Source organism: Halorubrum halodurans (assembly GCF_002252985.1).
GTDB classification, from domain to species: Archaea; Halobacteriota; Halobacteria; order Halobacteriales; family Haloferacaceae; genus Halorubrum; species Halorubrum halodurans.
Map to the genome: position 1 here is coordinate 59,915 of NZ_NHPJ01000059.1, position 24,979 is coordinate 84,893.

Annotated in this window: 26 protein-coding genes and 2 pseudogenes; 10 read left to right on the top strand and 18 right to left on the bottom strand. The window is 58.8% G+C overall.

What is annotated here, in order from left to right:
* Positions 1-103: 103 nt before the first annotated feature.
* Positions 104-424, bottom strand: a pseudogene (locus DJ70_RS05470) (hypothetical protein); the annotation flags it as partial.
* A gap of 325 nt (positions 425-749) precedes the next feature.
* The gene (locus tag DJ70_RS17280) at positions 750-1,574 is read right to left on the bottom strand and encodes a homing endonuclease associated repeat-containing protein (protein ID WP_158295132.1); all 825 of its coding nucleotides are present in this window, start codon (positions 1,572-1,574) and stop codon (positions 750-752) included.
* Between the two features lie 245 nt (positions 1,575-1,819).
* On the opposite strand from DJ70_RS17280, the gene DJ70_RS05480 reads away from it, so the two are divergent.
* Positions 1,820-3,184 (top strand): restriction endonuclease, encoded by a 1,365-nt coding sequence (locus DJ70_RS05480; protein ID WP_094530888.1) that lies wholly within the window; start codon positions 1,820-1,822, stop codon positions 3,182-3,184.
* Between the two features lie 13 nt (positions 3,185-3,197).
* Here the strand turns inward: DJ70_RS05480 and DJ70_RS05485 are convergent, their stop codons facing one another.
* Complete coding sequence (locus DJ70_RS05485; protein WP_094530890.1) at positions 3,198-3,770, bottom strand: hypothetical protein; 573 nt, start codon at positions 3,768-3,770, stop codon at positions 3,198-3,200.
* 207 nt (positions 3,771-3,977) lie between these two features.
* On the opposite strand from DJ70_RS05485, the gene DJ70_RS05490 reads away from it, so the two are divergent.
* The gene (locus tag DJ70_RS05490) at positions 3,978-4,841 is read left to right on the top strand and encodes a hypothetical protein (RefSeq protein ID WP_245810707.1); all 864 of its coding nucleotides are present in this window, start codon (positions 3,978-3,980) and stop codon (positions 4,839-4,841) included.
* 22 nt (positions 4,842-4,863) lie between these two features.
* Here the strand turns inward: DJ70_RS05490 and DJ70_RS05495 are convergent, their stop codons facing one another.
* The 12 genes and pseudogenes from DJ70_RS05495 to DJ70_RS05550 all read right to left on the bottom strand — a co-directional run bounded on the left by DJ70_RS05495 (position 4,864) and on the right by DJ70_RS05550 (position 13,831).
* Positions 4,864-5,259 carry a DUF7567 family protein gene (locus tag DJ70_RS05495; RefSeq protein ID WP_094530894.1) on the bottom strand — a complete coding sequence of 132 codons (396 nt, stop codon included), beginning with the start codon at positions 5,257-5,259 and terminating at the stop codon, positions 4,864-4,866.
* A gap of 77 nt (positions 5,260-5,336) precedes the next feature.
* A complete protein-coding gene (locus DJ70_RS05500) occupies positions 5,337-5,702 on the bottom strand; it encodes a DUF7568 family protein (protein ID WP_094530896.1) in 366 nt (121 codons plus the stop codon).
* A gap of 3 nt (positions 5,703-5,705) precedes the next feature.
* Complete coding sequence (locus DJ70_RS05505; RefSeq protein WP_094530941.1) at positions 5,706-6,197, bottom strand: hypothetical protein; 492 nt, start codon at positions 6,195-6,197, stop codon at positions 5,706-5,708.
* A 103-nt stretch (positions 6,198-6,300) separates the two neighbouring features.
* Positions 6,301-6,723, bottom strand: a complete 423-nt coding sequence (locus DJ70_RS05510; protein WP_006183447.1) for a hypothetical protein — start codon at positions 6,721-6,723, stop codon at positions 6,301-6,303.
* A gap of 121 nt (positions 6,724-6,844) precedes the next feature.
* Complete coding sequence (locus DJ70_RS05515) at positions 6,845-9,217, bottom strand: heavy metal translocating P-type ATPase (protein WP_179233979.1); 2,373 nt, start codon at positions 9,215-9,217, stop codon at positions 6,845-6,847.
* Between the two features lie 60 nt (positions 9,218-9,277).
* The gene (locus DJ70_RS05520; protein WP_004048592.1) at positions 9,278-10,024 is read right to left on the bottom strand and encodes a helix-turn-helix domain-containing protein; all 747 of its coding nucleotides are present in this window, start codon (positions 10,022-10,024) and stop codon (positions 9,278-9,280) included.
* Between the two features lie 61 nt (positions 10,025-10,085).
* Complete coding sequence (locus tag DJ70_RS05525; protein ID WP_049983734.1) at positions 10,086-10,370, bottom strand: hypothetical protein; 285 nt, start codon at positions 10,368-10,370, stop codon at positions 10,086-10,088.
* A 37-nt stretch (positions 10,371-10,407) separates the two neighbouring features.
* The gene (locus tag DJ70_RS05530; protein ID WP_092817766.1) at positions 10,408-11,070 is read right to left on the bottom strand and encodes a DUF6735 family protein; all 663 of its coding nucleotides are present in this window, start codon (positions 11,068-11,070) and stop codon (positions 10,408-10,410) included.
* Between the two features lie 68 nt (positions 11,071-11,138).
* A pseudogene (locus tag DJ70_RS05535) lies at positions 11,139-11,336 on the bottom strand (hypothetical protein); the annotation flags it as partial.
* A 43-nt stretch (positions 11,337-11,379) separates the two neighbouring features.
* Positions 11,380-13,188 carry a zinc ribbon domain-containing protein gene (locus tag DJ70_RS05540; RefSeq protein ID WP_094530898.1) on the bottom strand — a complete coding sequence of 603 codons (1,809 nt, stop codon included), beginning with the start codon at positions 13,186-13,188 and terminating at the stop codon, positions 11,380-11,382.
* 94 nt (positions 13,189-13,282) lie between these two features.
* Positions 13,283-13,555, bottom strand: coding sequence for a hypothetical protein (locus DJ70_RS05545; protein WP_094530944.1), 273 nt, complete (start codon positions 13,553-13,555; stop codon positions 13,283-13,285).
* An 87-nt stretch (positions 13,556-13,642) separates the two neighbouring features.
* Positions 13,643-13,831 carry a hypothetical protein gene (locus tag DJ70_RS05550; RefSeq protein WP_094530900.1) on the bottom strand — a complete coding sequence of 63 codons (189 nt, stop codon included), beginning with the start codon at positions 13,829-13,831 and terminating at the stop codon, positions 13,643-13,645.
* Between the two features lie 336 nt (positions 13,832-14,167).
* On the opposite strand from DJ70_RS05550, the gene DJ70_RS05555 reads away from it, so the two are divergent.
* Both DJ70_RS05555 and DJ70_RS18025 read left to right on the top strand, forming a co-directional pair.
* The gene (locus DJ70_RS05555) at positions 14,168-14,719 is read left to right on the top strand and encodes a DUF7342 family protein (protein ID WP_094530902.1); all 552 of its coding nucleotides are present in this window, start codon (positions 14,168-14,170) and stop codon (positions 14,717-14,719) included.
* Positions 14,720-14,736: 17 nt separating this feature from the next.
* Positions 14,737-15,225 (top strand): hypothetical protein, encoded by a 489-nt coding sequence (locus DJ70_RS18025; protein WP_094530904.1) that lies wholly within the window; start codon positions 14,737-14,739, stop codon positions 15,223-15,225.
* 251 nt (positions 15,226-15,476) lie between these two features.
* On the opposite strand, the gene DJ70_RS05570 is transcribed toward DJ70_RS18025, so the two are convergent.
* Positions 15,477-16,346 (bottom strand): biosurfactant protein 1, encoded by an 870-nt coding sequence (locus DJ70_RS05570; RefSeq protein WP_094530906.1) that lies wholly within the window; start codon positions 16,344-16,346, stop codon positions 15,477-15,479.
* Between the two features lie 177 nt (positions 16,347-16,523).
* Here DJ70_RS05570 and DJ70_RS16705 point away from each other — a divergent pair, with 177 nt between their 5' ends.
* Complete coding sequence (locus DJ70_RS16705) at positions 16,524-16,682, top strand: DUF2080 family transposase-associated protein (protein WP_143420941.1); 159 nt, start codon at positions 16,524-16,526, stop codon at positions 16,680-16,682.
* A gap of 4 nt (positions 16,683-16,686) precedes the next feature.
* Entirely contained in the window at positions 16,687-17,946 is a 1,260-nt protein-coding gene (locus DJ70_RS05575) for an RNA-guided endonuclease InsQ/TnpB family protein (RefSeq protein WP_094530908.1), read from the top strand.
* 243 nt (positions 17,947-18,189) lie between these two features.
* Here the strand turns inward: DJ70_RS05575 and DJ70_RS05580 are convergent, their stop codons facing one another.
* Positions 18,190-19,110, bottom strand: a complete 921-nt coding sequence (locus tag DJ70_RS05580; protein WP_094530910.1) for a transcription initiation factor IIB — start codon at positions 19,108-19,110, stop codon at positions 18,190-18,192.
* A gap of 206 nt (positions 19,111-19,316) precedes the next feature.
* Here DJ70_RS05580 and DJ70_RS05585 point away from each other — a divergent pair, with 206 nt between their 5' ends.
* Entirely contained in the window at positions 19,317-20,531 is a 1,215-nt protein-coding gene (locus tag DJ70_RS05585) for a PD-(D/E)XK nuclease family protein (RefSeq protein WP_179233981.1), read from the top strand.
* The gene (locus tag DJ70_RS17290; RefSeq protein ID WP_179233982.1) at positions 20,528-20,665 is read left to right on the top strand and encodes a hypothetical protein; all 138 of its coding nucleotides are present in this window, start codon (positions 20,528-20,530) and stop codon (positions 20,663-20,665) included. The genes DJ70_RS05585 and DJ70_RS17290 overlap by 4 nt, the downstream gene beginning before the upstream one ends.
* A 253-nt stretch (positions 20,666-20,918) precedes the next feature.
* Here the strand turns inward: DJ70_RS17290 and DJ70_RS05590 are convergent, their stop codons facing one another.
* Positions 20,919-22,568: a sensor histidine kinase gene (locus DJ70_RS05590; RefSeq protein WP_094530914.1), complete on the bottom strand. Its 1,650-nt coding sequence runs from the start codon at positions 22,566-22,568 to the stop codon at positions 20,919-20,921.
* Between the two features lie 158 nt (positions 22,569-22,726).
* Here DJ70_RS05590 and DJ70_RS05595 point away from each other — a divergent pair, with 158 nt between their 5' ends.
* Complete coding sequence (locus DJ70_RS05595) at positions 22,727-24,292, top strand: ATP-binding protein (RefSeq protein WP_094530916.1); 1,566 nt, start codon at positions 22,727-22,729, stop codon at positions 24,290-24,292.
* 171 nt (positions 24,293-24,463) lie between these two features.
* Positions 24,464-24,946, top strand: a complete 483-nt coding sequence (locus DJ70_RS05600) for a hypothetical protein (protein ID WP_094530918.1) — start codon at positions 24,464-24,466, stop codon at positions 24,944-24,946.
* Positions 24,947-24,979: the final 33 nt, after the last annotated feature.

Genomic DNA, 24,979 nt, shown 5'->3' on the forward strand with positions numbered 1-24,979 from the left:
TTCGATTCGGAGTGTTGTCTTCTTCAAACTCAGCCATCCGGAGTGAAAGTGGTATGATGGCCTCTACAACCTCCCTTAAATCAAGTCCTGAGATCCTGAGTCTGTAGACGTCGGCCGGGTTGATGATCGCGTACGAGTCAGCCGGGATGTGAAATAGCGACTCCGCATCGGTGCCACCATTCGCTTCTGCTTGTAACCGCGACGGCTCGACGAGTGCGTTGAACCGCTCGGTTTCGACCCACTCCTCAGTGTAGGGGTTGCGATACGCGACTGCTGTCTCGATCGCCTGTGGAAGCTCTCGAATCGCCTGACTGAAGCTGACTGGATCGGGGGTAGCGTGTTGCTCCGCGTACCACTCAGGTAGTTCAGTGTCGGTTCGCCCATCGAGGCCCGCGAAGACTGTCGCTGTCTCTGGGTCTTTCATATCTACTCCGAAGGCGCGATGCGGTCTGGTCTGCGCCTCCACCCATCACTGGCGCAAAAAACGACCCTACGGTCGTTGACACTCGTGGGCTTGGATCCGCTCTGGAAGCCCGACCTTCCCGCAGAACGGACACTCAACGAGTGGTGTCGGCGGGAGCTTCCGATACTCCACGAGTGCTCCTCGAAGATGGGCTTTCGTTTCCGGCGACTCGGCGCTTGCGAGGGCACTGGTGAGGTGCCAGTGAAGTCGTTCTCTCTTCGTGAGACCGTCTGCGTTTGGTGTCGGGATGGACTCGTCTGTCTCTCGCATTTAGACCACTGGGGCCTTACCCCTCACCCCCTCGTGGGGGGAGACCAACACACTCTCCCCCGGCTATCTCTTGCGGCTGTGTGCTGTCGACAATCGTATCCAGTCGCTGTGGGGCGACGGCCTCCCAGATGAGATGATGCTTCGAACAGACGGTCACGAGATTCGAGACGCGATTTGCTTGCTCGTGGTCAAACCGCCCGTCGGGATCGACGAAGAACTTCCGCGGAACCAGATGGTGGACTGAGATATCCTTTCCCACCTGCTCTTGATGATCTACTTGGGTCATCCCACACCATGGTGTTTGACACTCGTAGTCATCGCGTTTCAACGCTTTTTGTCGCTGTTCTGGCCAGTTCGGGCCGTAGGGGATCGCCGACCGCTCCTGATAGGACTGTGGTTGTGAGAAGCCAGCTTCAGTGAGTGTCTCTTCCCATCCACCAAACCGTTCGAGATATGTACACTTGTGAAACTTCCCGATTCGGTTCATCTCGCCGCTCGATGGCGGACGACCGAACTGATCTGTAAGGCGGTTAATTTCGTCCAACAAGTCCTGATCGGTGAGTCGGTACTTTCGATTCGGAGCGAAGCCAGCCTCACGAAGCGCCTCGTTCCAACTCCCGAACTTGTTCTGACAGACGCGTTGGGAATACTCCCCGTGCTCGCTCATCTCCTTTGCTGTCGGTGGTTTTCCTAATTTGTCTGCGACACGCTGAATGTCGTTGAGAATCACGTCTACATCCGTTACGATCTGGTCGCGGCGATGGACGGCCGTTACGTGCCCGCCCAGTTCGTTGGAGGTCGCAAACGACTCGCCACAGTAGTCACAGATATGCTCTGTCACGGCTTCGTCACCTCCCTCCGCGGTTCCCCCGTAATGCGTTATAAACTCTTGACCTCGTACGCAACTCCTGTTCCAAGTAGAACCCTCCAAGGAGCGATTCATCTCGCCACGAATTTTCTGTATCGGTCATAGCTCGGTGACGCGGAGTGAGTTCACCCCGCAGCCTCTCGGGGGCAAATAAACAGAGCGAGGCTGCGTTCGGCAACGTATTTGACAGACCCACCGCACTGTTGGGATATATCGGGATGGCTGTACTGGACGACCTCTCGGGATTCGAGTTCGAGGACGTGATGGAGGACGTGTTCCGGAACCTCGGCTACGAGAACGTCCGCCAGGCCGACCGCACGGCTGACGAGGGTCGCGACGTCATTATGGAGGAGGTCGTCGACGGCACGCGGCGCGCGATCATCGTCGAGTGCAAGCACACGGGGACGGTCGGGCGGCCGGTCGTCCAGAAGCTCCACTCCGCCATCGCGACATTCGACTTCGACGGCCCCAAACGCGGAATGGTCGTCACGACCGGCCGGTTTACGAACCCTGCTCAGGAGTACGCAAACCGCCTCCAGCAGAACGACGACCCACACCCGATCGAGCTGCTCGATGGCGAGGACCTCCGGGAGATTGCCGACGAGATCGGCCTCGACCTCTACAACGGGCGCATCGAGATTCTCTGCGACGAGACGCTCCGCCCGTACGACCCTGCCGCCGACGTCGACGTGCCGGTCACGGAGGCGTTCCGCGACATCGAGAACATCGAGGCTGCCGACCTGCCAGAACCGCATTCAGCGGTGACGTTCCGGCCGGTGGCCGCGGTCACCGCGGACACGAACGCCGTCTTCGAGACGTCGGTGGGCGTCATCCACCGGATCAACGACCGGACCCGATTCGTTGCCCACGCCGAACGCGGGCAGCCACAGGTCGCGAACGAGGATGTAGCAACGCTGGTCACCGAGAACCTTCACGCGACGGTCGACCTTGACGCCGAGCAGTTCGGAGAGGTGTTCGACGCCGTCGAGGAGCGCCGGTTCGGACAGACCCAAACGGATTACAAGGAGTGGGCCGTCGAGCGCCTCCAGCAACACCACACGACGACGGTCACCTACACCGGCGACAACAACGTCACGTACAACAAGACCTGCGAGCCGAACCGCTCGGACATCTCCGTCCAGTCGATCGAACCAGTGTACCTCCCCGAGGTTCGGCACACGACCGACCTCCAGGAGTACACCTACCCCTACGAGTACTACGCGGCAGGCCCGTCACGAGTGACAGCCGAGGACGGCATCCATCGGTGCGTCCACTGTGACACGAGCGGCGGCGACGAGACGTACACCTACTGTCCGAACTGCGGGGCCATCGCCTGCTCCAGCCACATCAAAACGGAGCGGCTGGAAGGCGAGCCGATCTGTACGGGCTGTGCCGTGACGGAACGGTTTGCGCTGAAGACGAAGTACTTCTACGACGAGGAAAATCTCGAGGCGTTCCGCGAGGAGTACGCCGAGATGCCGCTTCACGAGAAGGCGATGGAGAACAAGTGGCTGGCCGGGGGAAGCGTTGTTGCGACGATTCTGCTCGTCGTCGGACTACTCGTCATCGGCGGCATCATCTGAGCGGGCTCAGTGTTCACGCCGGCTCAGCGGCCATCTCTTCGAGCGCCTGCTCAAGCGGGCCGTGGAACTGCCAGCTGGCCCGCTCGAAGGCTTCCTCGGTCGGACCATCCCAGCGCGGGAAGGCGGAGTGACCACTCACCTTGACGGTCCACTCGGACGGCTCCTCGAACGGGTTCCGGGTCGGGAGCTCGACGACGTAGAGATACTCCTCGTCGCCGTGAATGCCGTCGGCTGGGTTCTCTACGCCGTGTCCGAGCAGAAACATCGGCTGGTCGAGGTGCTCCATATTGTCCGGGTCGAGGAGATCCGAGGGTTGGTCAGCGTGGATGCTCCGGTCACGCCCTTCGTCCACGTAGAGGGTCATCGCCGAGAGCGTGTCGAGGAACAGGAACTGGGCAGCGGCGTACGCAGCCCCGCGCTCTGTTCGTGTCTCGTCAAGCAGCTGCTTCAGCTGGTCCAGGTCATGGAGGACGCTATCGGGATACCCGTCCGAGTGGCGGTAGATTTGTGCGATGCGGTCGGTATCGGACTGTTCGCCTGCGGTCTCGCTCCGTTGGATGAATCGGAGTTGACTTCGTGTCGACATCGATCACCGCCGGCGCGTGTGCGCCGGCACCCATCGCCGGCGCAGAAACAACCTCTCCTGAATCGAGTGGAGTCGCTGGAATCTCGAGGAAGGGTTGTCACTGGCTAACTTAAACCCGGTTAAAAATGGATTCCGAAATTCGCAAGATGGCAGTCGGGCGGGGTCCTTGCTCGGAAACTGATGCTGTTCCAGCCCAAAGGTATGCGTATGTCATCGGAGTCTGAGAGGAGCTCACCGCTCCCCGATTCGGATGAGATCGCCAGGCGGGCCGAACGGCAGCGTAGTCTGTACGAGGTGACCGCCGAGAATCCAGACCGGGTGGTGCCAGCGATGTTCATCGAGGACTGCGCCCGGTGCGAAGCGCTCGCCGACAAGCGGCGTCGTGAGGGCTTCTATAAACACTTCTATCGGACACTCCCTGACCGAGAAACGGCGGAGCTGTCCAGCGACGATCTCCCCGAGGAGATTCAGTCTGCTGCGCCCGTCCATCGTGCAATCGATGATACGACTCTCGAGGATGAGAGCGCCGACGTGGCTTCCGTCTCGGAGCTGTGGGAGCAGATCGGTACTGGTGAGCACCCGGGCAAGCTGTGTCAAGCTCCGCTGGTCCACTACATCGACCGTGAGGACTGCTATATCCACGCAGAACCAACGCGAGTCGGCTTCAGCTATGGTCTCCCCGTGTTCGTGTACAAACGCCGGCAATCGGACAACCACTACGGAGTCTTCTTCTCGAGTGAGAAGGCGTATCTGTGGCTCTGTGGGTGGATTCTTCACGCAAACGGATTCTTCGACCCGAAAGAGTTCATCCCATCACTCTACTTCTTGAAGGCCTCGGACCCATCCACAGTTGCTCCTGAGCTGGTGTCCAAAACAGAAGATCTCGTGTTTCGTAACGGATTCCCTGGCATAGATGCGCCCGAAATCACAGACCTGCCGGACGGGGTCAATCTGTACCAATTCCCGTACAGCAAGGACATGTATGCGGATCAGTTTGCTCGATGGCGCCGTCTCTACTTCGACGAGCGAACCCCTCGTGGATGCGGGTCCTGCGACGTGTGTCGGGCGTAGATTCACCGCTTTAACGCGTGCTCTACGCCAGATGCGACACCTCTGATGGTTCCTCGACGTCGTCGAACTCGCCGCGCTCGACAGGTTCCCAGTCCTCACCTGGCTCCGGACTCCACCAGTCGACCTCGTAGGCGCCCGGTGCGCCGAAGATTTTCACGCGCGCCGACCCATCAGGCAGGTCGCGGCGCAGTTTCTCGTCGACGTGGAGGTTCCAGGTCGTGGTAGAATCGAAGCAGGCGAGCACGGCCTCCTCGTAGCCGCGTGTCTCTCGGGATTCTTGGAGTTCGACCTGTGTGTTGCAGTTCTTGCAGAACACACCTTCGAACGGAATGTGACTGAATATCTCGTGCCCGCAGACGGGACACCAGAGGAACTCGAACAGTGCTTCGCTGTGGCGGTCGATGACTTCCAGACTCATCTGTGAATCTGGCCCGATTGAGACGGGCCACCCATTCCGGCCCAAAATAAACGTCACCGCAGATACGCTCCTATCAATCAGCGCTCGGCGCCGTACACGATTCGCGAGGATGTTTCGTACCCACAGTTCCGACACTCGACCCAGCGCTGAACCTTCGCGCCGTCAGCCGTTTTTCCGCCGATTGCCACATCGCTGTTCGGACACTCGGGACAACTCAGTTCGGGCGCTGGCCGTTCCCGGAGCTCGTTACGGAACGATTTCGCGTCTTTCGTCTCGTACCCCCGCGACCACACTGGGTAGCCGTCGACGAGGATTACGCCACGCCACTTGTAGCGGTACGAGTCCGGTGCTCGGTGTAAGACTGCCCGAGCTCCGGTCTCGGTGTTCCGGTATGCGAGTGTGGGCGACCGACTCTCGCGCTTCCAATTTGTGATCCGGGACATCTGTTAGAAGTGGACGTCGGCGGGCACGATCCAGAGTTCCTCGCTCTCCTCCAGCACTCGATCCAGCTGCTCACGGTGACGGATCCCGTTCGCATATTCGTTGTACAGGAAGATTGTTGGCCCGTCGTAGGCGCCGACCTGGTGGAAGGCGTGCCGAGCGAGATCTTCGTCGCGCATGATCTCCTCATCGGAAAGTTCGTCAAGTGCCTCCCTCACCCGTTCGAGATTGCGCTCGAACTCCTCTTTCGTCGCCTCCCAGCCACACTCAAGCAGGTCTTGGCCGTCATCGGAGTCGACGGGGGCTGCAGTCGGTAACTCACCCCATCGCGCCTTCCCCGCAACGGACGTGTCCTCCTCATCGAACGTCACGTGGTAGTCGAAGACAGCGCCGGCGTGTGGGTCCGCGCCGACCAGGCGGTCGAACACCGACTTTCCGCTGGCCAGTGCGTCGTCGTGGGTCGATTCTTCTACCAGAGCGTAAATTACCATGTGCATCTCGAACACCTCGAAACGCCGACGCACCGGGAATCGTTGCTCGCTCCAGCTGCGCCGGCACCCATCGCCGGCGCTCGAAAAACCCTGATCTAGCGGTCGATTCTTAGGACTCGTTCGTTCGATCGACTGTGATGGTCAGGTTTCCGGACTCGTAGTCAGCTTCGAAGTCGACGGTGAACGCATCCGAGTCATATGCGGCGTGGTAGGCGCGGTGACGCCTTAGCGAGCCCGTCGCCTTGAAGTGGAAGAACGCAGCCGACGTGTAGGGCTTACTCTGCGTCTCGATTTGCGTCTCAACTGACGCCGGAAGTGCAATCTGTGGCGTGTCGGTGTCAATACTCGCAGCGAACTCCTTCGCTTCCTCGACGGTCGCCTGTGAATGTGCGGGCGTCTCGCCAGTGAGCACGTTCACCGGTGTCTCCGTCTCATCGGTGAACAGGACATCGTGGAAGGTGCGCGTCCCGAGGACTGCGTCGGGATCTAACTCGCAATCGTGGAATGGATCGTCGTCTGAATTCTCGGGCATCAAATCACGAGCCAACGGTGGGGCTCAGTCCTTTCTGCCCCAGACAAACCACAACTAGTCTCGATGTAGCGGAGGTAAGTCCCGAAAGAAGAGCGTCCTGCCCGCACTTCCCGCCGCAGAATCAGGCGTCGATGATTCGATCGGGCTCGATTCGTGACAACCGCATCGCGTTCCCGGTGACGCCGAGGCTCATCCCCATATCTCCGACAACGACTGCCAGCGCAACGCTGACCAGGCCCAGCGGCACGCCTAGCGCGAGCAGAAGCTTCACGCCGAGGCTCGCCCAGATGTTCTGCCGGATCACGCCGTTGGCCGTATGCGACAGGTCGTACAGGTACGGGAGTTTCCCGATGTCGTCGCCCATCAACGCAATATCAGCCGTTTCGAGGGCGGTGTCGGTGCCCGCCGCGCCCATCGCGATGCCGACCTCCGCAGTGGCCAGCGCGGGGGCGTCATTGATGCCGTCGCCGACCATCGCGACCTCCCCGTACTCCGCCTGTAACTCCTCGACTGCGTCGACCTTCTCGTCGGGTAGGAGTTCGGCGCGATATTCATCGACACCGACCTGCTCGGCGATGGCGCGGGCGGTGCCCTCGTTGTCCCCGGTCAGCATCACCACGCGCTCGACGCCCAGCTCGTGCAGGCGTTCGACAGCCCGCTTCGAGGCCGGGCGCACCTCGTCGGCGATGGCGATTGCACCCAGCAGTTCCGACTCCGTCCCGACGATAACGACCGTCTTGCCCTCCCGCTCCAGTGAGGTGAGCGCGTCCTCGGCGAACGCCCCGTCGTCGGCCTCGGTCGCCTCTTCCGCCACGACGCCGCCGTCTGTCTCGCGGCGTGCTCGAGCGAGGTCGAAGCCCAGCTCCTCGAAGAGCGCGGGCTTGCCCGCATAGTACGTCTCGCCGTCGATCTCGCCCCGGATGCCCTTCCCCGTGAGGCTCTCGAAGCCACTCGGGTCGGGCAGGTCGCCCACGCCCGCCTCCTCAGCACGGGCGAGAATCGCCGCAGCGATGGGGTGCTCACTGCGCCGCTCCAGCCCGGCGGCGCGACGGAGCAGATCATCCTCAGTGGTGTCGCCGACCGGGACGACATCGGTGACGGCGAGTTCGCCCTTCGTGAGCGTCCCCGTCTTGTCGAGCGCGACGGCATCGACTTCGCCCATCGCTTCGAGGTAGTTGCCGCCCTTGATCAGGACGCCGTTCTTCGCGGCGCTGGTGATGCCCGACACCACCGAGACGGGTGTGGAGATGACGAACGCACAGGGGCAGGCGATTACCAGCAGGGTGAGCCCGCGGATGAACCAGGTCTGCCAGTCGCCGGCGAAAGTGAACCCGTACCCGGCCACGTCCACCGAGATGGGGTCGGCGATAACCAGCGGCGGGATAGCGGCGGTCAGGATTGCCAGCACGACGACGAGGGGTGTGTAGTAGCCGGAGAAGCGGTCGACGAACTGCTCAGACTCGGTCTTCTTCGCCTGTGCGCCCTGTACCATCTCGATGATGCGCGAGAGCGTCGAATCGCCAGCGGTCGAGGTGACCTCTACCTCGAGGTACCCCTCTTCGTTGATCGCGCCGGCGTAGACCTCGTCGCCGGCAGTCTTGTCGACGGGGACGCTCTCGCCCGTGATCGGCGACTGGTCGACTGCACTCTCGCCGTCGATGACCGTTCCGTCGAGCGGAATCTTGTCGCCGGGGCGGACGACGACGGTCTCGCCAACGTCGACCTCCTCGGCGGGAACGGTCACTTCCTCACCATCGCGAAGGACGGTCGCCTCGTCGGGCGAGAGTTCCATCAGCTCGCGCAGGGAGTCCCGTGCCCTGTCCATCGCGTAGTCCTCGAGCAGCTCGGCGATGCTGAATAGGACGGCCAGCGTGGCGGCCTCGACGAAGTAGCCGATACCGGTCGCCGCGATGATCGCCGTCCCCATCAGCAGGTCGATGTCGAGGCTTCGGTTCTTCGCGGAGTAGTACCCGCTACGGACGACGGGGATGCCGCTGGCGGCGACGGCGCCGAGGAACAGGACATCTGCGATGTGGAGCGGGTACTCGAGGACGCTCGCCACCGTGACGTTCTGTCCTGCGAGGAGGAACTCGAAGAGGAGCCCGGCGGTGAGGAACGCCGCGCCGAGCCACGTCTTCTTCGCGCGAGGACTCGTCCAGACCTCCGATGGTGGCGCGATGTCGACGCCGTCGGTCGCCTGGTTGTCCTCATCATCGCCCTCAGCGTCCGAGCCCCCGACGACCTCGTAGCCGGCGCCTTCAATCGCCTTGATTACGTCGGCTTCGCTAGTCCGATCAGGGTCGTACGTGACGTTGGCCGTGCCGGTGGTCGGCTGGAGCGTGGCGTCAGTAATGCCGTCGACACGCTGGAGGCTCTTGTCCACCTTTTGGGCGCAAGAGGGACAGTCCATCTCGGGAACGGCGAGGCGGGCGGTCAGCTCACGTCGCTGCCCGCCGCCGCTCGTTCCTCCTGCTGCGTCCGGATTCTCTGTCATCACGTCACGGTAGGAGCGGGAGTTCGATATGTCTTTATTGGAATATTCCAACTACGGCCTTCAGTGGGATGCCAGCCGTTCTTCCGCTACCCGCTCGCCGGCGACATGTTGCTTCGCCAAATGTTCTTCCGCCCGACGGAGTCGGTAGGTGAGTGTTGACCGTGGCACGTCGAGATGCTCGGCGAGCTCGCCGACGTCGACCTCACGGGGTGATTCGTAGTAGCCGTGTTCGACCGCGGCCTGAAGCGCGGCCTCCTGGGCTGGCGGGAGGCCGCTCGGTGTCCCGTCGCGTCCCCTAGCTGATGTTGTGTCCGCTGTGCGGAGCATCTCCATCTGGGCGCACTCCCCGACGGCGACTTTGAGAGCGTCGAAGAACGCCGCCATGTCGCCCTCACCGGAGTGGATGAGTCGCCACGTGTAGTGGCGGCCCTCGTGACGAGTCTCGAACAGCACGCCGTCGCCGAGGTGGTCGCGAGCGATGTGGGGGACTGAGGCGCAGGTCGGAGTGCGCTCCCAATCTGAGTAGAGGATGAGCGCGTCGTCCGTGCGGTCGAGGACGCGGGTGGTCTGTGTGGCGCCGCAATCCTCAGTCGCCAGACAGTCGGCGTAGTAGTCGCCGGTGAGAAAGGCGTCCTCGATAGCGTCGAGCGCCTCAGGAGTTCCGGTAGCATGGTCGACCCGCCAGAGACGTTCGGCAGTGGCGTGCAGCGAGAGCGAGCGGACGCGGGCGTCGGAGTGGTCGGCGAGAGCGTCAGCCACCCTGTTACAGCCGGGCTCGTATTCGAGAGCGAAGACGAGTTCGCGCATACCCCGTCTAAGGCCTGCTACGACATAACCCATGGCCTGCAGCGTTGTCGACCAGTAGACCTCAGATTACGTCGTCAGGGTCGTGAACTTCCTGCATTCGCTGTGCTTCGGCCGCGTATTGCTCTTGGAGGTCGGGGTCATCGACCATGCCAAGATTGCCGGGTTCAGCATCGACTGCTGCTGTCGTGTCTCGGACGTCGGTGAAGGACGTGAGTGCGCGTTCCTTCCGATAGTACTGTTCTCCATCGGGCGTCGCGTAGGTGAGGATGATCAGGTTCTGTTCGTCATCGGAGTACGTTCGTTCGACAAGCCAGACACGAAGACCGTCTTCAGATTGATTTGACATACTTGTGTGTTCCCCGGTATCCACTAAGGGATTGGTGTTACGGCTTGCCGAGACTCGCTGTCTCGAAGGGTGATTCTTCGGTCGGAATGAGCAGCTCCTGTCGGTCTCCGACTCGTTCGGCCAGCTTCCGTTTCAGGTACTGTCTCGCCGTCGACGGCGTGAAGACGCCCTTGTCGAGCATATCGCCGACGACGTCTTTGAGGGCCGCAAACTGTCCCTGCAGGTGGCCGTCGCCGACCGGCTCGCCGTCGTACCAGCGCACCGTCGCGAGCGCGCCGTTCCCCACCGTCTCTCCCTGTTCGACTGTCTCTGAATCGTACTGCAGCCCGAACCATAGCGTCCGATAAGCGGTCACCTCGAACGTCGTCGACACCACGTAGAACGCCTCGTGGTGGAGGTAGTCGAGATGGTCAGCGACGATCTCGTCAAGCGAGAGGCCTGTAGCACGGGGTTTTGGCTCGACGACCGTCGGCGGTCGATCCTCACCGGCCAGGTAGCCGTCGACGGCGTCTGCCTCGAGGCCATCGGCCAACTCCGCGAGGAGCTGCTTCGCCCACTTGGAGTCGGTGTCTTCGCCACCGAACGGCGACTCCGCCGAGATTCGATGTTTGAGCTTCAGATTTGCTGCACCCCAGTGGCTGTAGTGGAGCGTGTACTGTCCGTCTGTGCGTTCGTACGCAACAAGTGCGCGGTGACCCATTTGAACACTCACCTCGCAGGGCGACCGCGACTGGATCGCCCCGCACCCCTCTGGGGGGACGAACAACGCTACTCGTCGATCGGGTCGGGGGAACTGAGGTCCGCGTGGAGGACTTCGCCGTCGCGAACGACGTACCGCTTCGCCAGCACTGGGAAGCGACACTTGGTAAATCCCGCCGTCTGGATATCGAACTCTTCGTCGGCTTCGAGATGGTCGGCGAGTTCTCGCAGGAACTCGTGGGTCACGATCCCGCCCTCGTAGTCCGGGAACTCCACAAGTATCGCTCACCTCAAAGTCATCGTAGCCGTTCTAATTTTCGGCAGGATTTGGAAGCACCTCGTGGGGATCGGTAGTGCTGGCGAGCAAGCACTGCCTCGTAATGCTCCCGCTGGGACACCGCAGTCCCGTTTTCCTGCTCTGATTTTGTTGCAGTCCTCCCTCTGCCCGGCTTCGTGTCGTAATGAGGGACGAAGAACGGTACTCGGACAATCGGGTCTGACGGCCACTCGCCACATCCTGTTTACTGTTGGCCGCGGACTGAACGCCAGGCACCGACACGGTTTCTGAATCCTCCATGCCGGCCTCAGAACGGACACGCTCGCAGGTGTAGCGTGATGGAAAGCTGGCGTGATTTCCCTGCGCCGTGTAGACACAGGGATTCGCTGTTTCCATCTGACTTCCAGCGAGGTGTTTCCGTCCGACGTTGATCGCACCAACTACATCCCGGTCGCACTCATACTTACAGCTGGGACAGTAGAAGTGGCCGCCGTTGCGTAACTCGGTGTGATCCGTCGGTGCCTTCACAGTCTTGCCGCGTTCGCCACATCGCGGACAGTATCGTGATGTCCCCCAGGGATTCACCGTCTCGACGTCAAGCCCGAGGAGGTCACCCTTGTACCGGATCCGCTCAAGCAACTTCCCGTGGGCCCACGTCGAGATGCTCCATGCCGTCACGCCACTCGTCTCTTCGGCCTCCAGTTGCCCTAGCGACTCGAGGACGATCGTCTCACATTCGTGAACGGCCGCGAGCCACACCAGCTGATTCGCTACATCGTGCTGGATCTGGTCGCGGAGACGTCGCTCCTTCCGTCGCGTCCGGCGATATTCGCTAAGGAGGTGAGCGAACTGCTCGGTATGTGCCTTGCCCAGTTGGCGGAGTTCGGCAAGGCGGCTGTCTATGCCTTCGGCGTCTGCTTTCACTCGGAACAGCTTGTCCTTCGAGTGGTGGTCCACAAAGGCAGGTGGCGCGATCTGAATCTCCTCCTGTCCGTCTTCAGATCCGTCTAATACAACCGCAGTTGCCTGCTTTTTCACGCCGAGATCCACGGCGAGAACACGGTCGGGAGTGGTGTCTACAGAGGTCTCGGGAACATCTACTGGCACGTCCAGCGTATAGCCGTATTCAGAGGAATGCAGTGTCGGCGCTTTCAGCTCCCCTACCTCAAGCATCTTGTTGAACCGTTGGTGGGCTGGGAACCGTATTTCGTGCTCTGTCCAGTCGGCATACGAGTTGGGCGATAGCGAATCCGGCGCCTTCAGCGTCACCACCACTTCTCCGCCCGTGGCTTGGACCTCGTGGATGTCTCCACGACTGTCCGGGCCGAAGGGAACCGTGTCGTCGGGTTGGGGACAGTCGATGAGGTCCGTGTATACTTCAGGAAATCGGCCATGCCGGTCGTAATGATTGTTTAGCTGCTCGACGACGGTTTCGATATTGCTCCACTGGATGTACGGTGAGTCTCCACTCTCGAATAGGCGGCTTCGAAGCTGCTGCCATCCAACACGCCTGATTTTTCGTTCCCGGACAGTGTCGACTATGAACCGGAAGGCACGGTACTTCTCACGATGAGCTTTTAGAATCCGAGTAACACGATGGTAGATACATCGCTTGAATCGGTTGTAGAGGTATGCGTCTGTGTCCTCGAACGGCTCGTACTCGTCGTCTCGGACGTAGGTGTGGTCGTTGCTATTACGGGACTGAATCGCTTCGAGGTGCCTGTCTTGCCAGTATTCCTCCTTGAGCAATCGACGAAGATGGCGTTGCCCGAGTTCTAGGATTCGGGAACAGGCGGTGTGATACTCTCGGGGAATATGGAATTGTTCAGTGATGTGGGTCATTTGTTGGCCTCGTGGTTCTCTCTCCCGCAACCCTTTTGAGGGACAATAAACAGTCTCAGGAGCCAGACATTCGTATTCATCGTTACACCGCCGCTCAGGACTCGATCTGTGTTCCAGCGTCCCCGCTGTGTTCCGGCTGGGAGAGCAGACTCACATCTTGCAGGAGAGCTTTCGCTGCCTCAATCCGCTTCTGATCTGCGTTGTTGACTCCGGCGGTTTCGGCGCGCTTGTGATTGGTGAGTTCGCCCTTGTCGGTGACCTTCCAGTCGAGCGTCCCGAAGCAGTAGCTCTCACAGAGCTCGCGGACTGCCTGTGGATCCGATACGATTGCGCCGGTTGACGTCGTCGCAGCTTGTAGTGTCGCCATGTCTGGACTCGCGGGGAAGGCCCGCACCCCTCTTGGGGGGCGATAAACCGCCACTGGAGGTGCCCCTGGCGTCGACGGCGACGCCGATCAGTCGTCTGTTGGGGCGTCTGTCCCGCTCCCGTCTTCTGGTCGCGTGAGTAGGCTCACTTCTTCCAGGAGGTTTCTTGCAGTCTCGACTCGCTCTCGATCCGCGTCGTCCAACTGGTCGACATCGAGCCGGTTGAGATTGCTGAGCACACGATGCATCCGGTAGCCCTGTTCGACTTGCTGATTCATCGGTAGCGCCTCACCACTCGCCGGCGCAGAAAGACTCCTTACGAGACTGTCGTCGACGCATCAGCGTCGCCACCAGTGCTCGTCGCGACGCGTTGCCGCCAGGAGGTCACTCTCACACCCGTCGTCCAGCATCGTGTCCGGGATGGGGGATGCCTCGCCGGTCGGCCGTAGTTCCTCAAAGTCAGAATATCGGTCGTACATCGGTTGGCCATACCTTCTGTCGGTATCGCATTTCAACGTCCGGACGGCTTCGCTCGCAAGACACTCTTGATTATGCGAGACAGTACAAACATATATGAGAGTAGGGCGCGAACACTGCCCCAAGAGGTGCCAACCATGACCGAATCCTCGCGAGATGGGGTCCAATCGTGGACTGAGTCGATGAGCGCCCGCGACCGCATTCGGGCGGTCGCCGAGTCACTTCGCGAACCCCGCTCAGTTAACTGGATCAGCGAGCAGGCCGACGCCGCCTGGAGCACGACCAACGAGGAACTTCAGGATCTCGTCGACCAGGGCCAGTTGCGTCGCGTCGAGGCCGGCGAGACCACGCGCTACCAGCCGGACTACACGCGACTGCTCTTCGAGGAGATCCGCACGCTCATTGAGGAAAACACCCGCGAGGAGCTGCGGAGTGAATTAGCCGCGATCACCGAGGAGATCGAGGAGTGGCAGGCGACCTACAACGTCGAGACGTGGGAAGAACTCGAACAGTCGCTCGCCGACGGCGACCTCACAAGTGCGGAGCTCCGGAACCGCCGCGACGTCATCGCGTTCTGGCGCGAGAACGAGGAGGATCGCCGCCTCATCAAGCACGCACTGGAACTCTACTCCGACGTCGAAGCCGCCCGCGAGCAGATGACCGACGTGGCTGACCGCGCCACGAGCTAATCCTCCTCTCTCACAGAATGATCTTTCTCGCCGGTCGCGACCGCTATACGCAGCGGACCCTCCTTCGCGACGTTCACGACCGATTGACGAACCAGCCGGGGTGTGAAGAGGTCCGCTATCGCCCGTCTCGACGCCGACCCCGCTACGTCATCGCGGATGTCGATCCGACGACGTTCCTGAGTGACTCGTACGACGCGGCGACCGCACGACTGGAGATTCGCTTCTGGTACCCCGCCGGCGTCGACCACGAATACTACCGCATAAACTGGGTCGAACCGGACCGAAATCTGATGCTCGGCTTCCACCAAGACGCCGACCATCCGGACCTTGGGCCCTGTCACATCCAACTCAATCACGAAGACACGCCGGTTGATCGCCACGAGGCGACGTTTCTCGATGCCCATCCACTCGCCGTCCTCGATGACCGACTACAGCAGTTCCCACCCGCGCTAGATGCGATTCACTGGAAGAATGGAGCGCCCTCGCTCCCGACCTGGCCCGTTTAGACAGCGAGTTCATCGAGCGTCTGGTGATGCGTCCGTGCCGTGGTCGGCGTGACGTTTCCGGACTCGGTGATGTTACGGTGCGTTACCCACTACCCCTGTTCCCGCCCCGATTTGTGGAGGCAAGCTGTTGCGACCCCTGCCGAATGAACACTCGCCGTGACTGACGTCGGACTTGAGGGTACTCACCGTATTAACCAACAGAAGCCATCTCTATCGGCGACTGTTGGTTAATCGGCGAGATTCCTCCTGCCCTATTCGGGGGTAGGCCCGTAGCGACCTGTGCCACACACTTGGCACTCCCAGATTGGTTGGCCCGTCCAGGTCTCGTCAGGGACCGACTCGCGTGTCCTGAATCGATGTTCTGTTTCTCTCGTACAGTGCTGGCACTCCAGGGCTGTCACGGTCGGAATATCGGCCCCGGTACTGGTGGATTCCGTTTCGTGGGGTACTGTTTCAACAGCGATTGCTGGGACGATCCACAGCTGGTCGCCGTCGGCGAGCGTGTGCTCGAGTGACGACTCAGCACGAATTCCCTGGCCACGCTCATCATAGACGCGTGGAATCTCCGTCTGAGAACGATCGCTCGTCTCGTCCCACGCTGTCCGCTCACGGGCCGCTGTTAGTAACGTGTCGCCAGCCGCTGCGGTCACCTCGGCAGCAGCGGGGAGCGTAGGCCAGCGCTCGGTTAGCTGGGGTGCGGGCTCCTCGTCGAGATCGTAGATGAGCGTACAGTCGTCAATGGGCTCGTCGTGACCTGACGTGAGAAGTGTCGCTGCAGCTGCCCCTTTCGCGACAGCACCATAGAACGTCCCGGATTCGACGAGGAACTGGATCACACCACGGAGTGTTTGCTCGGAACTCGCAGCATCCGACGCTGAGGCGGCGTCGAGTTCGTATTCGAGACAGAACCGGCATTTTCGTTGCGACGCCGGGATCGATGCGCCACAGGAGCCACAGGCTCGGTCTGTATCGGTTGTTCCATCCGGATACCCACCCGAATGCGCGGCTTCACGCTGGCGGGTTGGCTGGCCGTCCGCTGGCTGATCCAGCGCTGGGTCCGGCACCAGAGCGCCTTCCCCGACAGGTTGGAACGCGTCTCGGTCTGAGTTGCGGTTCGTCATCGATTCGCTCCGCGTTCCCCCCGGTTTGGTATTTAAATCTTACAGGCTAAGTCCCCGTCCTCAAGGAGCAACGCAACGAGCAAAGCGAGTGAGTAGCGCAGTAGGGCGGGGATACAGCCGTAAGCTATCGTCATTCTCCACCGAAACATATAATATATACTCAATATATATTTGTGTATGGGCACATTCGAACTGGAAGGCGAAGAAATCATTGACCGTGAAGCGAAGGAGTTCGGCGGGAGTGCCCACGTTACAGTTCCCAAAGACTGGCGCGGCGCAGACGTGAAAGTCATCCGCGTCAGCGACCCCGACGAACCCGACGACCAAGACGAGTAACACGATGAACTACAACTACAGGTATCGCATCGAACCCGACGAAGCCGTTCAATCTGAACTAGAACGGCATATAGATGCCTGTAGGCAACTGTACAACCACTACTTGTACGAACTCCGCAACACGGACGAGTACCTATCGTACACCGCGATGCAGAATATGCTTCCCGACCTGAAAGATTGGTGGGACGATCTCAACGACGTGTACTCGAAAGTGTTACAGATGGTTGCCCGCCGCGCCAGCGACAACCTCGACCGCCTCAAAGAAAAGAAAGACAACGGGCGCAAAGTCGGGATGCTCAACTGGAAGTCACCGCGAGAGTATCGGAGCCTCACCTACAATCAGTCTGGTTTCGAACTCAAGAACACGAGTGACCAGACCATCCTTTCTCTTTCCAAGATTGGTGAGATGCCGATACACCTCCACCGCGACATCCCCGATAACGCCCGCGTGAAACAAGTCACAGTCAAACAAGAGAAAACGGGTGAGTGGTACGCCATCTTCGGCATCGAAACAGAAGACGACGCGCCCGAAAAACCCGCTCTGGATGAGGTTGACCGCGAGGATATGGTTGGTATCGACGTGGGTATCATCAAGTACGCTCACGACACCGACAGCACGATGGTCGGCAGTCTTGACCTCGAATCCGAGTACGAGCGGCTCGAACGCGAGCAACGAGCGTTGAGTCGCAAACAGGAAGGCTCGCAGAACTGGCACGAGCAACGCCGCCGTGTGGCCTGTATCCACGCTCGTATTGTACGGAAACGCCGCGACTTCCTGCACAAACTCTCAAACTACTACGCTCGGGAGTACGACCTCATGGCGGTCGAAGACCTTGACGTTCACGGGATGATGCAACTGCCGTCGAACAGTCGCAACCGAGCGTCGGCGTCGTGGCGGACGTTCATCGACTTCCTCGAATACAAATGCGAGCGCGAGGGCACGCACTTCGTGAAAGTCGAACCTGAGGGCACGACGCAAGAGTGTGCCGAGTGCGGGGTTGAGGTTGAGAAAGAACTGTGGGTGCGCGAGCATTCCTGCCCGACCTGTGGGTTCGAGACCGACCGCGACGAGAACGCTGCCTACAACGTGCTACAACGCGGTCTTTCAGAGTTAGGCGTGGGACACGCCGAAGTGACGCCTGCGGAGACTGCACTCCCTACGTCCGCGACTGGTGGGTCGTCCACCGTCGTGGATGCAAAGTGCGTCGTTGAAACAGGAAGCCCCACCCTCAAGGAGCGAACGGCGTTAGCCGTAAGCGAGTAGGGTGGGGTAGTTCACACTCAAGGGTGAGGAAATGCGGGGGACGGATTCGGCCCCGACGAAATAAATCCGGTTGCCTGCGACGGAGTCAGTCACGGAGCTCGGCGACCGCTCGACCGACCTCGCGAACGTGCTCACTCCGCTCGATATCGAGCTCTGTCGACAGATACTCGACAGTCTCTTCGAGGTCCATACGCCGTGATAGACGCCCCGTCTGTATGTAGGTACTCCTCCACCGGAGGCGTCTCAGATCGCTTGGAGTTCGTCTCGCCGGCTTCGGAGCGTCACGACTGACACCTCTGCTGCCGACGCGACGGTAGATTGGGTAACCAACGCGCCCTGCTCTTGGGCGGCCAGATAGACGCAGGCGGCCGCGACGCCCGATGGCTGACAGCCGTTCGTGAGGGCTGTCCCCTCGGCGCGTTCTGCGAGTTCGTTCGCGCGTCGGCGAATGTCGTGGTCCAACTCCAGCTCCGAGATCAGCCGCGGAACGAACGACGTCGGGCGCATTGGTGGTGCCGGGAGCTCTAATTCGCGATTCAGTGTTCGGTAGGCGTTGGTGACACGAGTGGACTCGACTCGGGCGGCGTCGACGACATCCTCGAGGAGAAGCGGGTGTTGGTTACATCGGCAGGTACCGTAGATGCTCGCTGCACCGATGGCCTCGATGGATCTGCCACGAAGCAGATCCTCGCTCTGAGCGCTCCGGAAGAGCTGGCACGCCTGGTCACGAATCGACTCGGAGAGTTCGAGCGCACTCGCCAGCCGGCGTACCTCGCCCAACCCGTGTGCGAGATTCCGTTCCGCTTTGGATTGCCACCGGCCACGGGTCTGCTCACGTCGCATCCGGGCCAGCCGTCGGCGTTTCTGCCCCGAGAGTTCGTTCCCCTTCGCGTCGGTGCCGCGACCGATCTCCGTCGACAGGCCGCGGTCGTGGCGAGCCGCAGTGAGTGGAGCGCCCGTTCGCTCGCGCTTCTCGTCGTCGTACGCCCGCCACTCCGGCCCGTGATCGATACGTTGCTCGTCGATGACCAGGCCACAGTCCTCACAGACCGTTTCCTTGACGTTCGTAGTGACGTGTCCGTGGCACTCGGGACACTGGTTCGCACTCGATTCCGTTCGGACGTCTTCGTCGAAGCCAGTCGCGTAGATGTCTCTCGTTGCCATTTTTCTCACCGTATTTGGGAACTCGCCAGTACGGCGAACCCCTCACCCATTGAGGGGGCAATAAACGCTATCGAGTATGAACCACAAATCTGTTGCATACTGAATAACAACAAATATATTATGAATAGTTCTCTCTGGACTCTCGATATGGTTAATCTGGAATTGAACGGGAAAATTTGATTTAGTGTCCTGGTGTGTGTGAGTGCGTGTCAGAGCGTCTTAATGATCGTCTTTCCGAATTCAAACGTCAGGTAGATCTGCTGCCTGAACCCGACGCACCACCTCCGACAACACTCCAGGTACTCGGGCGCGGGCAGCTGGAGCAGGATTGGCAGCGATTACTGTTTCATTTTCTCTCACCGGAACGGCCGCACGGACTTGACCACGCTTTCTTAGAGCATCTTCTGACTTCTCTTACCGACCGTGACGATGTGGAATATACTTTTTCGCGGTTTGATCTTACAGATATTCATGTCGAAACAGAAGTTCCGACATCGAACGAGCGCCGGCCGGATGCAGTGATATGGGTGAAGGATGAGTGGTTCATTTGCTGGGAGCTCAAGGTTACTGCGGTTGAAAATAGTGGGCAAACCACCGATTACGTACAGGCAGAAGAATTCAACGGGATCGATCTCACAAAGGCTGATGTTCCAGTCGAAAACCGCCATTATATTTATCTCGCACCTGAGAACGCAACAGCGCCGACAGCTGACGAGTTTGTACAGATTTCGTGGCAGTGGATTGCGGCTGAATTTCAGTCGTTTCTCACAGCTGGTCACGGTAAGTACCCATCTGAGACGACTGGACAGTTCAACAGCTTCATTCGTACAATCAGAAACGAGTTACTGATGACGGACTATCATGAAAACCAACAAGAAAAGGCAGCGTTGTACTTCGATTATTACGATGAAATTCAGGAAGCCGAGTCTGCGTTTGAGGCTCAGTGGGATGAATACGCGGATACCTGGGGAACACGGCTCGCGGAGTCGATCGATATTGCCGACATTATTGAACTCCCAACTCACCCTGCGAGCCACGTTGCTATCGAAGTTACGAAACCGAATAATAACTCTGAGCGCTGGATGTTCCGACAGGGGAGTTCAGATTGGGCAGGGCTTGTCAAAGAAGGCTGGTGGCTTAACAAAGCCGACCGGACTCCGGTTTATACTATACCCGATGACAAAAACGATGTTCGAATTTCTCTCTTTCATCGATTAGAACAGAATCGCCGCAAAGCGGTCGAAAATCAGACACTCGAACTAGAGCTCTGGCATGGGACTAGTAATGGCGATCAGTTTATGTATAAATTTAAAGAGCGAATTGCTGCGAAGATCAATAAAAATATCAGTGAACTCCCTCCTACGACGGAAATAACCGGCGACGAGCCGGGCCAATTGTACTCTCGTATCAGATCCCAGTGAGCGACCACGATGATTTCTTCACCGCGTATACAGTAGGACTACTTGATGCGTTCCTCGACCTCGTGATTGAGTATCCGAAACTAACCACGCTGATCGAGGAAGCCTTTGAGGAGTCTCTTGAAGTATACGAATGACTGGCTTTGTTGATATCCGTGGTCTCTGATAGTCCGTTGAGGCTGTGCTACATACAGAGCGTCTATCTTACAGCTAAACTCTTTTCGGCGATGTATATCCGAATTTACGAGGAGAGAGTACGAGCTGATTGGGCCACACAACTTTCATACGAGTGGCTTTGTTGAAATCATCAGAAGTTGATAGTTTCACACCTCCAATCGCTCAGTACAGCGGACACATTTTATAGAACAGTCAGAGCCTGTCAGTACAGAATCACGCTACGGTTTCAACGCCGAGGATCTCGAAGCGAGCTCCACCGGTCTCACTCTCAGTCACCTGTATCTTCCACCCATGTGCAACAACTGTCTCGGCGACGATAGCGAGTCCAAACCCGGTCCCTTCCTCGCGGGTCGTATACCCCGGGTCGAACACGGACTCACGGTCACTCTCAGGGATACCGGGCCCATCATCAGCCACATAAAATCCCGGCCGGTCAGGAAGCACTCCGACGGAAACCGTCACATCCGGGCCGCCGTGATCGATTGAATTCCGAAACAGGTTCTCGAACAGTCGTTGGAGCCGTGTCGGGTCCGCTTTGAACGTCAGGTCGTCCTTGACGCGTAACTCGGCAGCGTTTGTCTCAACCATCTCCCAACTGTTCTGTGCGACCGACGAGAGCAACACTGCATCCCACTGCTCGACTGGTTGGCCATCACGGGCGAGCGAGAGAATTTGCCTAATTAGGTCCTCCATCCGAGTTAGCGCCCGTTCGATGGCTGCTGCGTGTTCATTCTCTGCAACCTCCTCGACGTCCTCGCGGAGTAATTCGAACCGCCCTGTGGCCACGTTGAGAGGATTACGGAGGTCGTGACTCACTAAACTGGCAAACTGTTCGAGACGTTCGTTCTGTCGCACTAATTCCTCACGGTACCGCTCACGGTCAGTCACGTCGGTCAGAAGGATGGTTCGGCCGAGCCCAGCTTTTGCTGTCCCATACGGTGTCTCTGTAACATGGTAATTCCGGGAGCGGTCCTCTTGTTGGAGTTTCAAAATAGCGTCGTCGCTGTCAAGACAGTGAGCTACTCGTGGAAGTGTCGTCTTCAGAAGGGTGCCCTCGGCACCGTCAAGGTCAGGGAAGAGGGTCTGCGCAGCGCGATTCGTGTCTCGAATGTGGTTGCTCGCGTCAAGCGCAATAATTGGCTCGTCCCGTTCGCCGGCCAATTGGATGGCATCGAACTGGTCGATATAGACGAACGCGACACCAACGGCGAAGACGGCGACCCCGAGCGGCTCGTAGGTAATATCGATGAGGTAGGGCGTGGTGTACCCGATGATATCGAACACGACGGGCAGGCCGGTGATTCCAACGAGAGCGAGGAGCGCTCGTGTGTCGAGATCGATCTCGGTGAACAGTTCCAACAGCATGAAATAGCCGACAAAGGCGAGTGCATACGAGAGCCCCATTGCAGTCCAATGTAGCGGCCCTGTGTACACGGACAGATGAGGGAACGGGGTGGCGACAGCTGTCGTCGTGAAGTACCCTTGGTGGAGAGGATTGGTGACCTTCACCGCGACAAGTACGATGTAGACGGCGATAGCAAGGCGACGGTATGTCGGATTTCGATGGTAGGTCCGACCAGTATACGCTGAACAGAAGTAGAGCCATGCGCCGACAGCTGCGAGTCCCAGCACGAGCCCGAACGTATACCACGCGAGTTTGAGTGATATTGTTGGAGAGACGAGAAATCCGACGTGAGCGGTCGCCCACCCGCCGCTCGTCAGGAGGAGTGCCCACAATCCCCGTCGGGTATCAGCATTTGTGATACGTTGAAGGCGTGTGAGACTTATAAAACAGGCCAATGCAGCCACGACGAAGAGACCAACATAGAGCAGAAAGAGAGGAGATATCGTCGAGATAGCCATATTGGACTGTCCCGGGGGCCAGGGTAATACTTTATGAATCTGTGAGGTGACGATCTCTTGATAGCGCGTGATAGACGCGTAGCTCTCATCGATCGGCTGTTTCAGGTGAGAATTTGTCTGAAGAATAGGTTTTCAACAGAGCCATACGAGTTGACGAGGTGCATTCCGACATGGAGTCCGTTGCGTATCGAGACCAAATCTACGAGATATTTGCCGATCCGAACATCGAATTTGAGACTCAAATTAAGCAGGCACTCACGACGGGTACTGAATTTCTCGATCTCTCTGTGGGCTTTTTCACGCGTATTGTTGATGGTACGCAGAAAATCCTTCACGCGACCGGAGATCACCCGTTGATCCAGCCCGGCGAGAGCTGTCCGCTCAACGAAGCGTACTGTCGTCGAACCATCGAAATCGAGAGCCAACTCGCCATCGAAGACGCTCATGCGTCCCCAGAGATCTCCGATACCGCTGTTGAGACGTTTGATTTAGGCGCATACATCGGCGCAAAAGTCATCGTCGATGGTGAGGTGTATGGGACGGCATGCTTTGCCGATACAGAGCCACGCGACGATCCCTTCGTTGACGCAGAGCGGTTCTTCGTTGAACTGGTCGCGCGACTCGGTGGGCAAGCCATCGAACGACGACGATACGAACGAGAACTCACACAGCGCGAAGAACGGTTGAACGAACAGCGAGAGATATACCGAGCCGTCATCGACGCCAGTTTCGACTCCGTCTTTCGCTTCGATACCGACGGAAGGTTCACGTATGCCTCTGAAAGCGTCCAGGACCTGTTGGGCTATTCGCCGGCAGAACTGATCGGTCAACCGATAACGATCACCCATCCGGACGCACAGACCAGCGAGCGGGCGTTGAACAATCGCTCACAGATACTGAGCGGAGAGCCGGCTGAAGCCCGAGATCTGCCACTACAATCGAAATCGGGTGACATCGTCTACACGGATATTCGCGGTGTCCCAGTCTACGACGGGGGCGTGCCCGAGTCGGAACGCTCAGAGGACGACATCGTCGGAATACAGCTACTGATCCGTGATGCAACGGAACGTCGTCAGCGCGAAGGACTCATCAGCGTGATCAACCGAGTGCTCCGGCACAACGTCCGAAACGAGATGACTGTGATCCGAGGGTGGGCCGATATGCTTGCCGAAGAGATGGACGGCGAGCAGGCTTCCAAAGCGACAGTTATCAGGGCAGCTGCGACGCGGTTGCTTGACCTGACAGAATCCGCACAGCAGATAGAGGAAAACCGCGATATTTCGCCAGAGTTGGAACCGACGGACATCATGCCGCTGGTCGATCGTATTGTCACTGAGTGTGAAACACGGTATTCGGATGTCTCAATAACTGTTAACGCGCCGGACAAAGCGATCGCGGAGACGCTTCCACGCGTCGAAGTGGCGTTATTTGAACTTGTGGACAACGCTGCAAAGCATGGGGGGAGTCCTGCATCTATCGAAATTGATGTGCATGTGTCCGATCTACAAGTAATCTGTCAAATACGCGATGACGGACCAGGACTTCCGAATACAGAACGGGATGTCATAGAGACAGGCGAGGAGACACCACTCGTCCACGGACAAGGACTTGGACTGTGGCTGTGTTATTGGATCATCACGACGTTAGATGGCAAGATCGAAGTCACAGAATTCGATCGAGGGACAACAATCAAGATTCATCTGCCGACACCATCACGGAAGTAGAGAGAACAAGAATAGCTTGGACAAATTTGGCTCTGTTGAAATCCAACAGATTTGACACGACACCTCTGCTGAATAGAGAGTGCGAGGCGGTCACGAGTGAGTAGTGTCAATCGGGAGGTTTGTCGTCACACCCTTATGACCGAGAAACCACAAGAATTCTCCCATCAGAGTATGACCGACTATCTCGGTCTGTCTCGGCGAGATGTCGGGGCTGGCCTCGCTGCCGTTTTGGTAAACCTCTGGAACTTCGTTCAGACGTTCAGGGCCCGAGGGTTCGACTCCGTGAGCCTAGCGGAATATCGCACGGGAGTGGGTGAGATCATCTTCCTCGGGATGATCGTCACACCGGTCGTCGCGCTACTCGTAGCGGCCGTCGTTTGGCGTGTGATGATGCTAGATGAACCTGACCCGAACTACGGTGCCGTTGCAGGTATCGTTTCAGCGATCGGGTCGCTCTTCATATACGCAGTTTTGCTGGGCTTCATGCTCTCTCTGAGTCAGATTTCCGCTGGTAGATTCGGTAGTGGGGTCTCCGAATTCCTGTTCCTTACTGCTCTAATCGCTCTGTTCGGGGGTGTGATTGTTTTCTCTGTTATCGCCCCAATAGGGGCTACTGTGGGATACGGATACGAATGGTACTTGACCAGACGGTAGAATTACCCATTTGCGGATAATTCTCGATCGTTC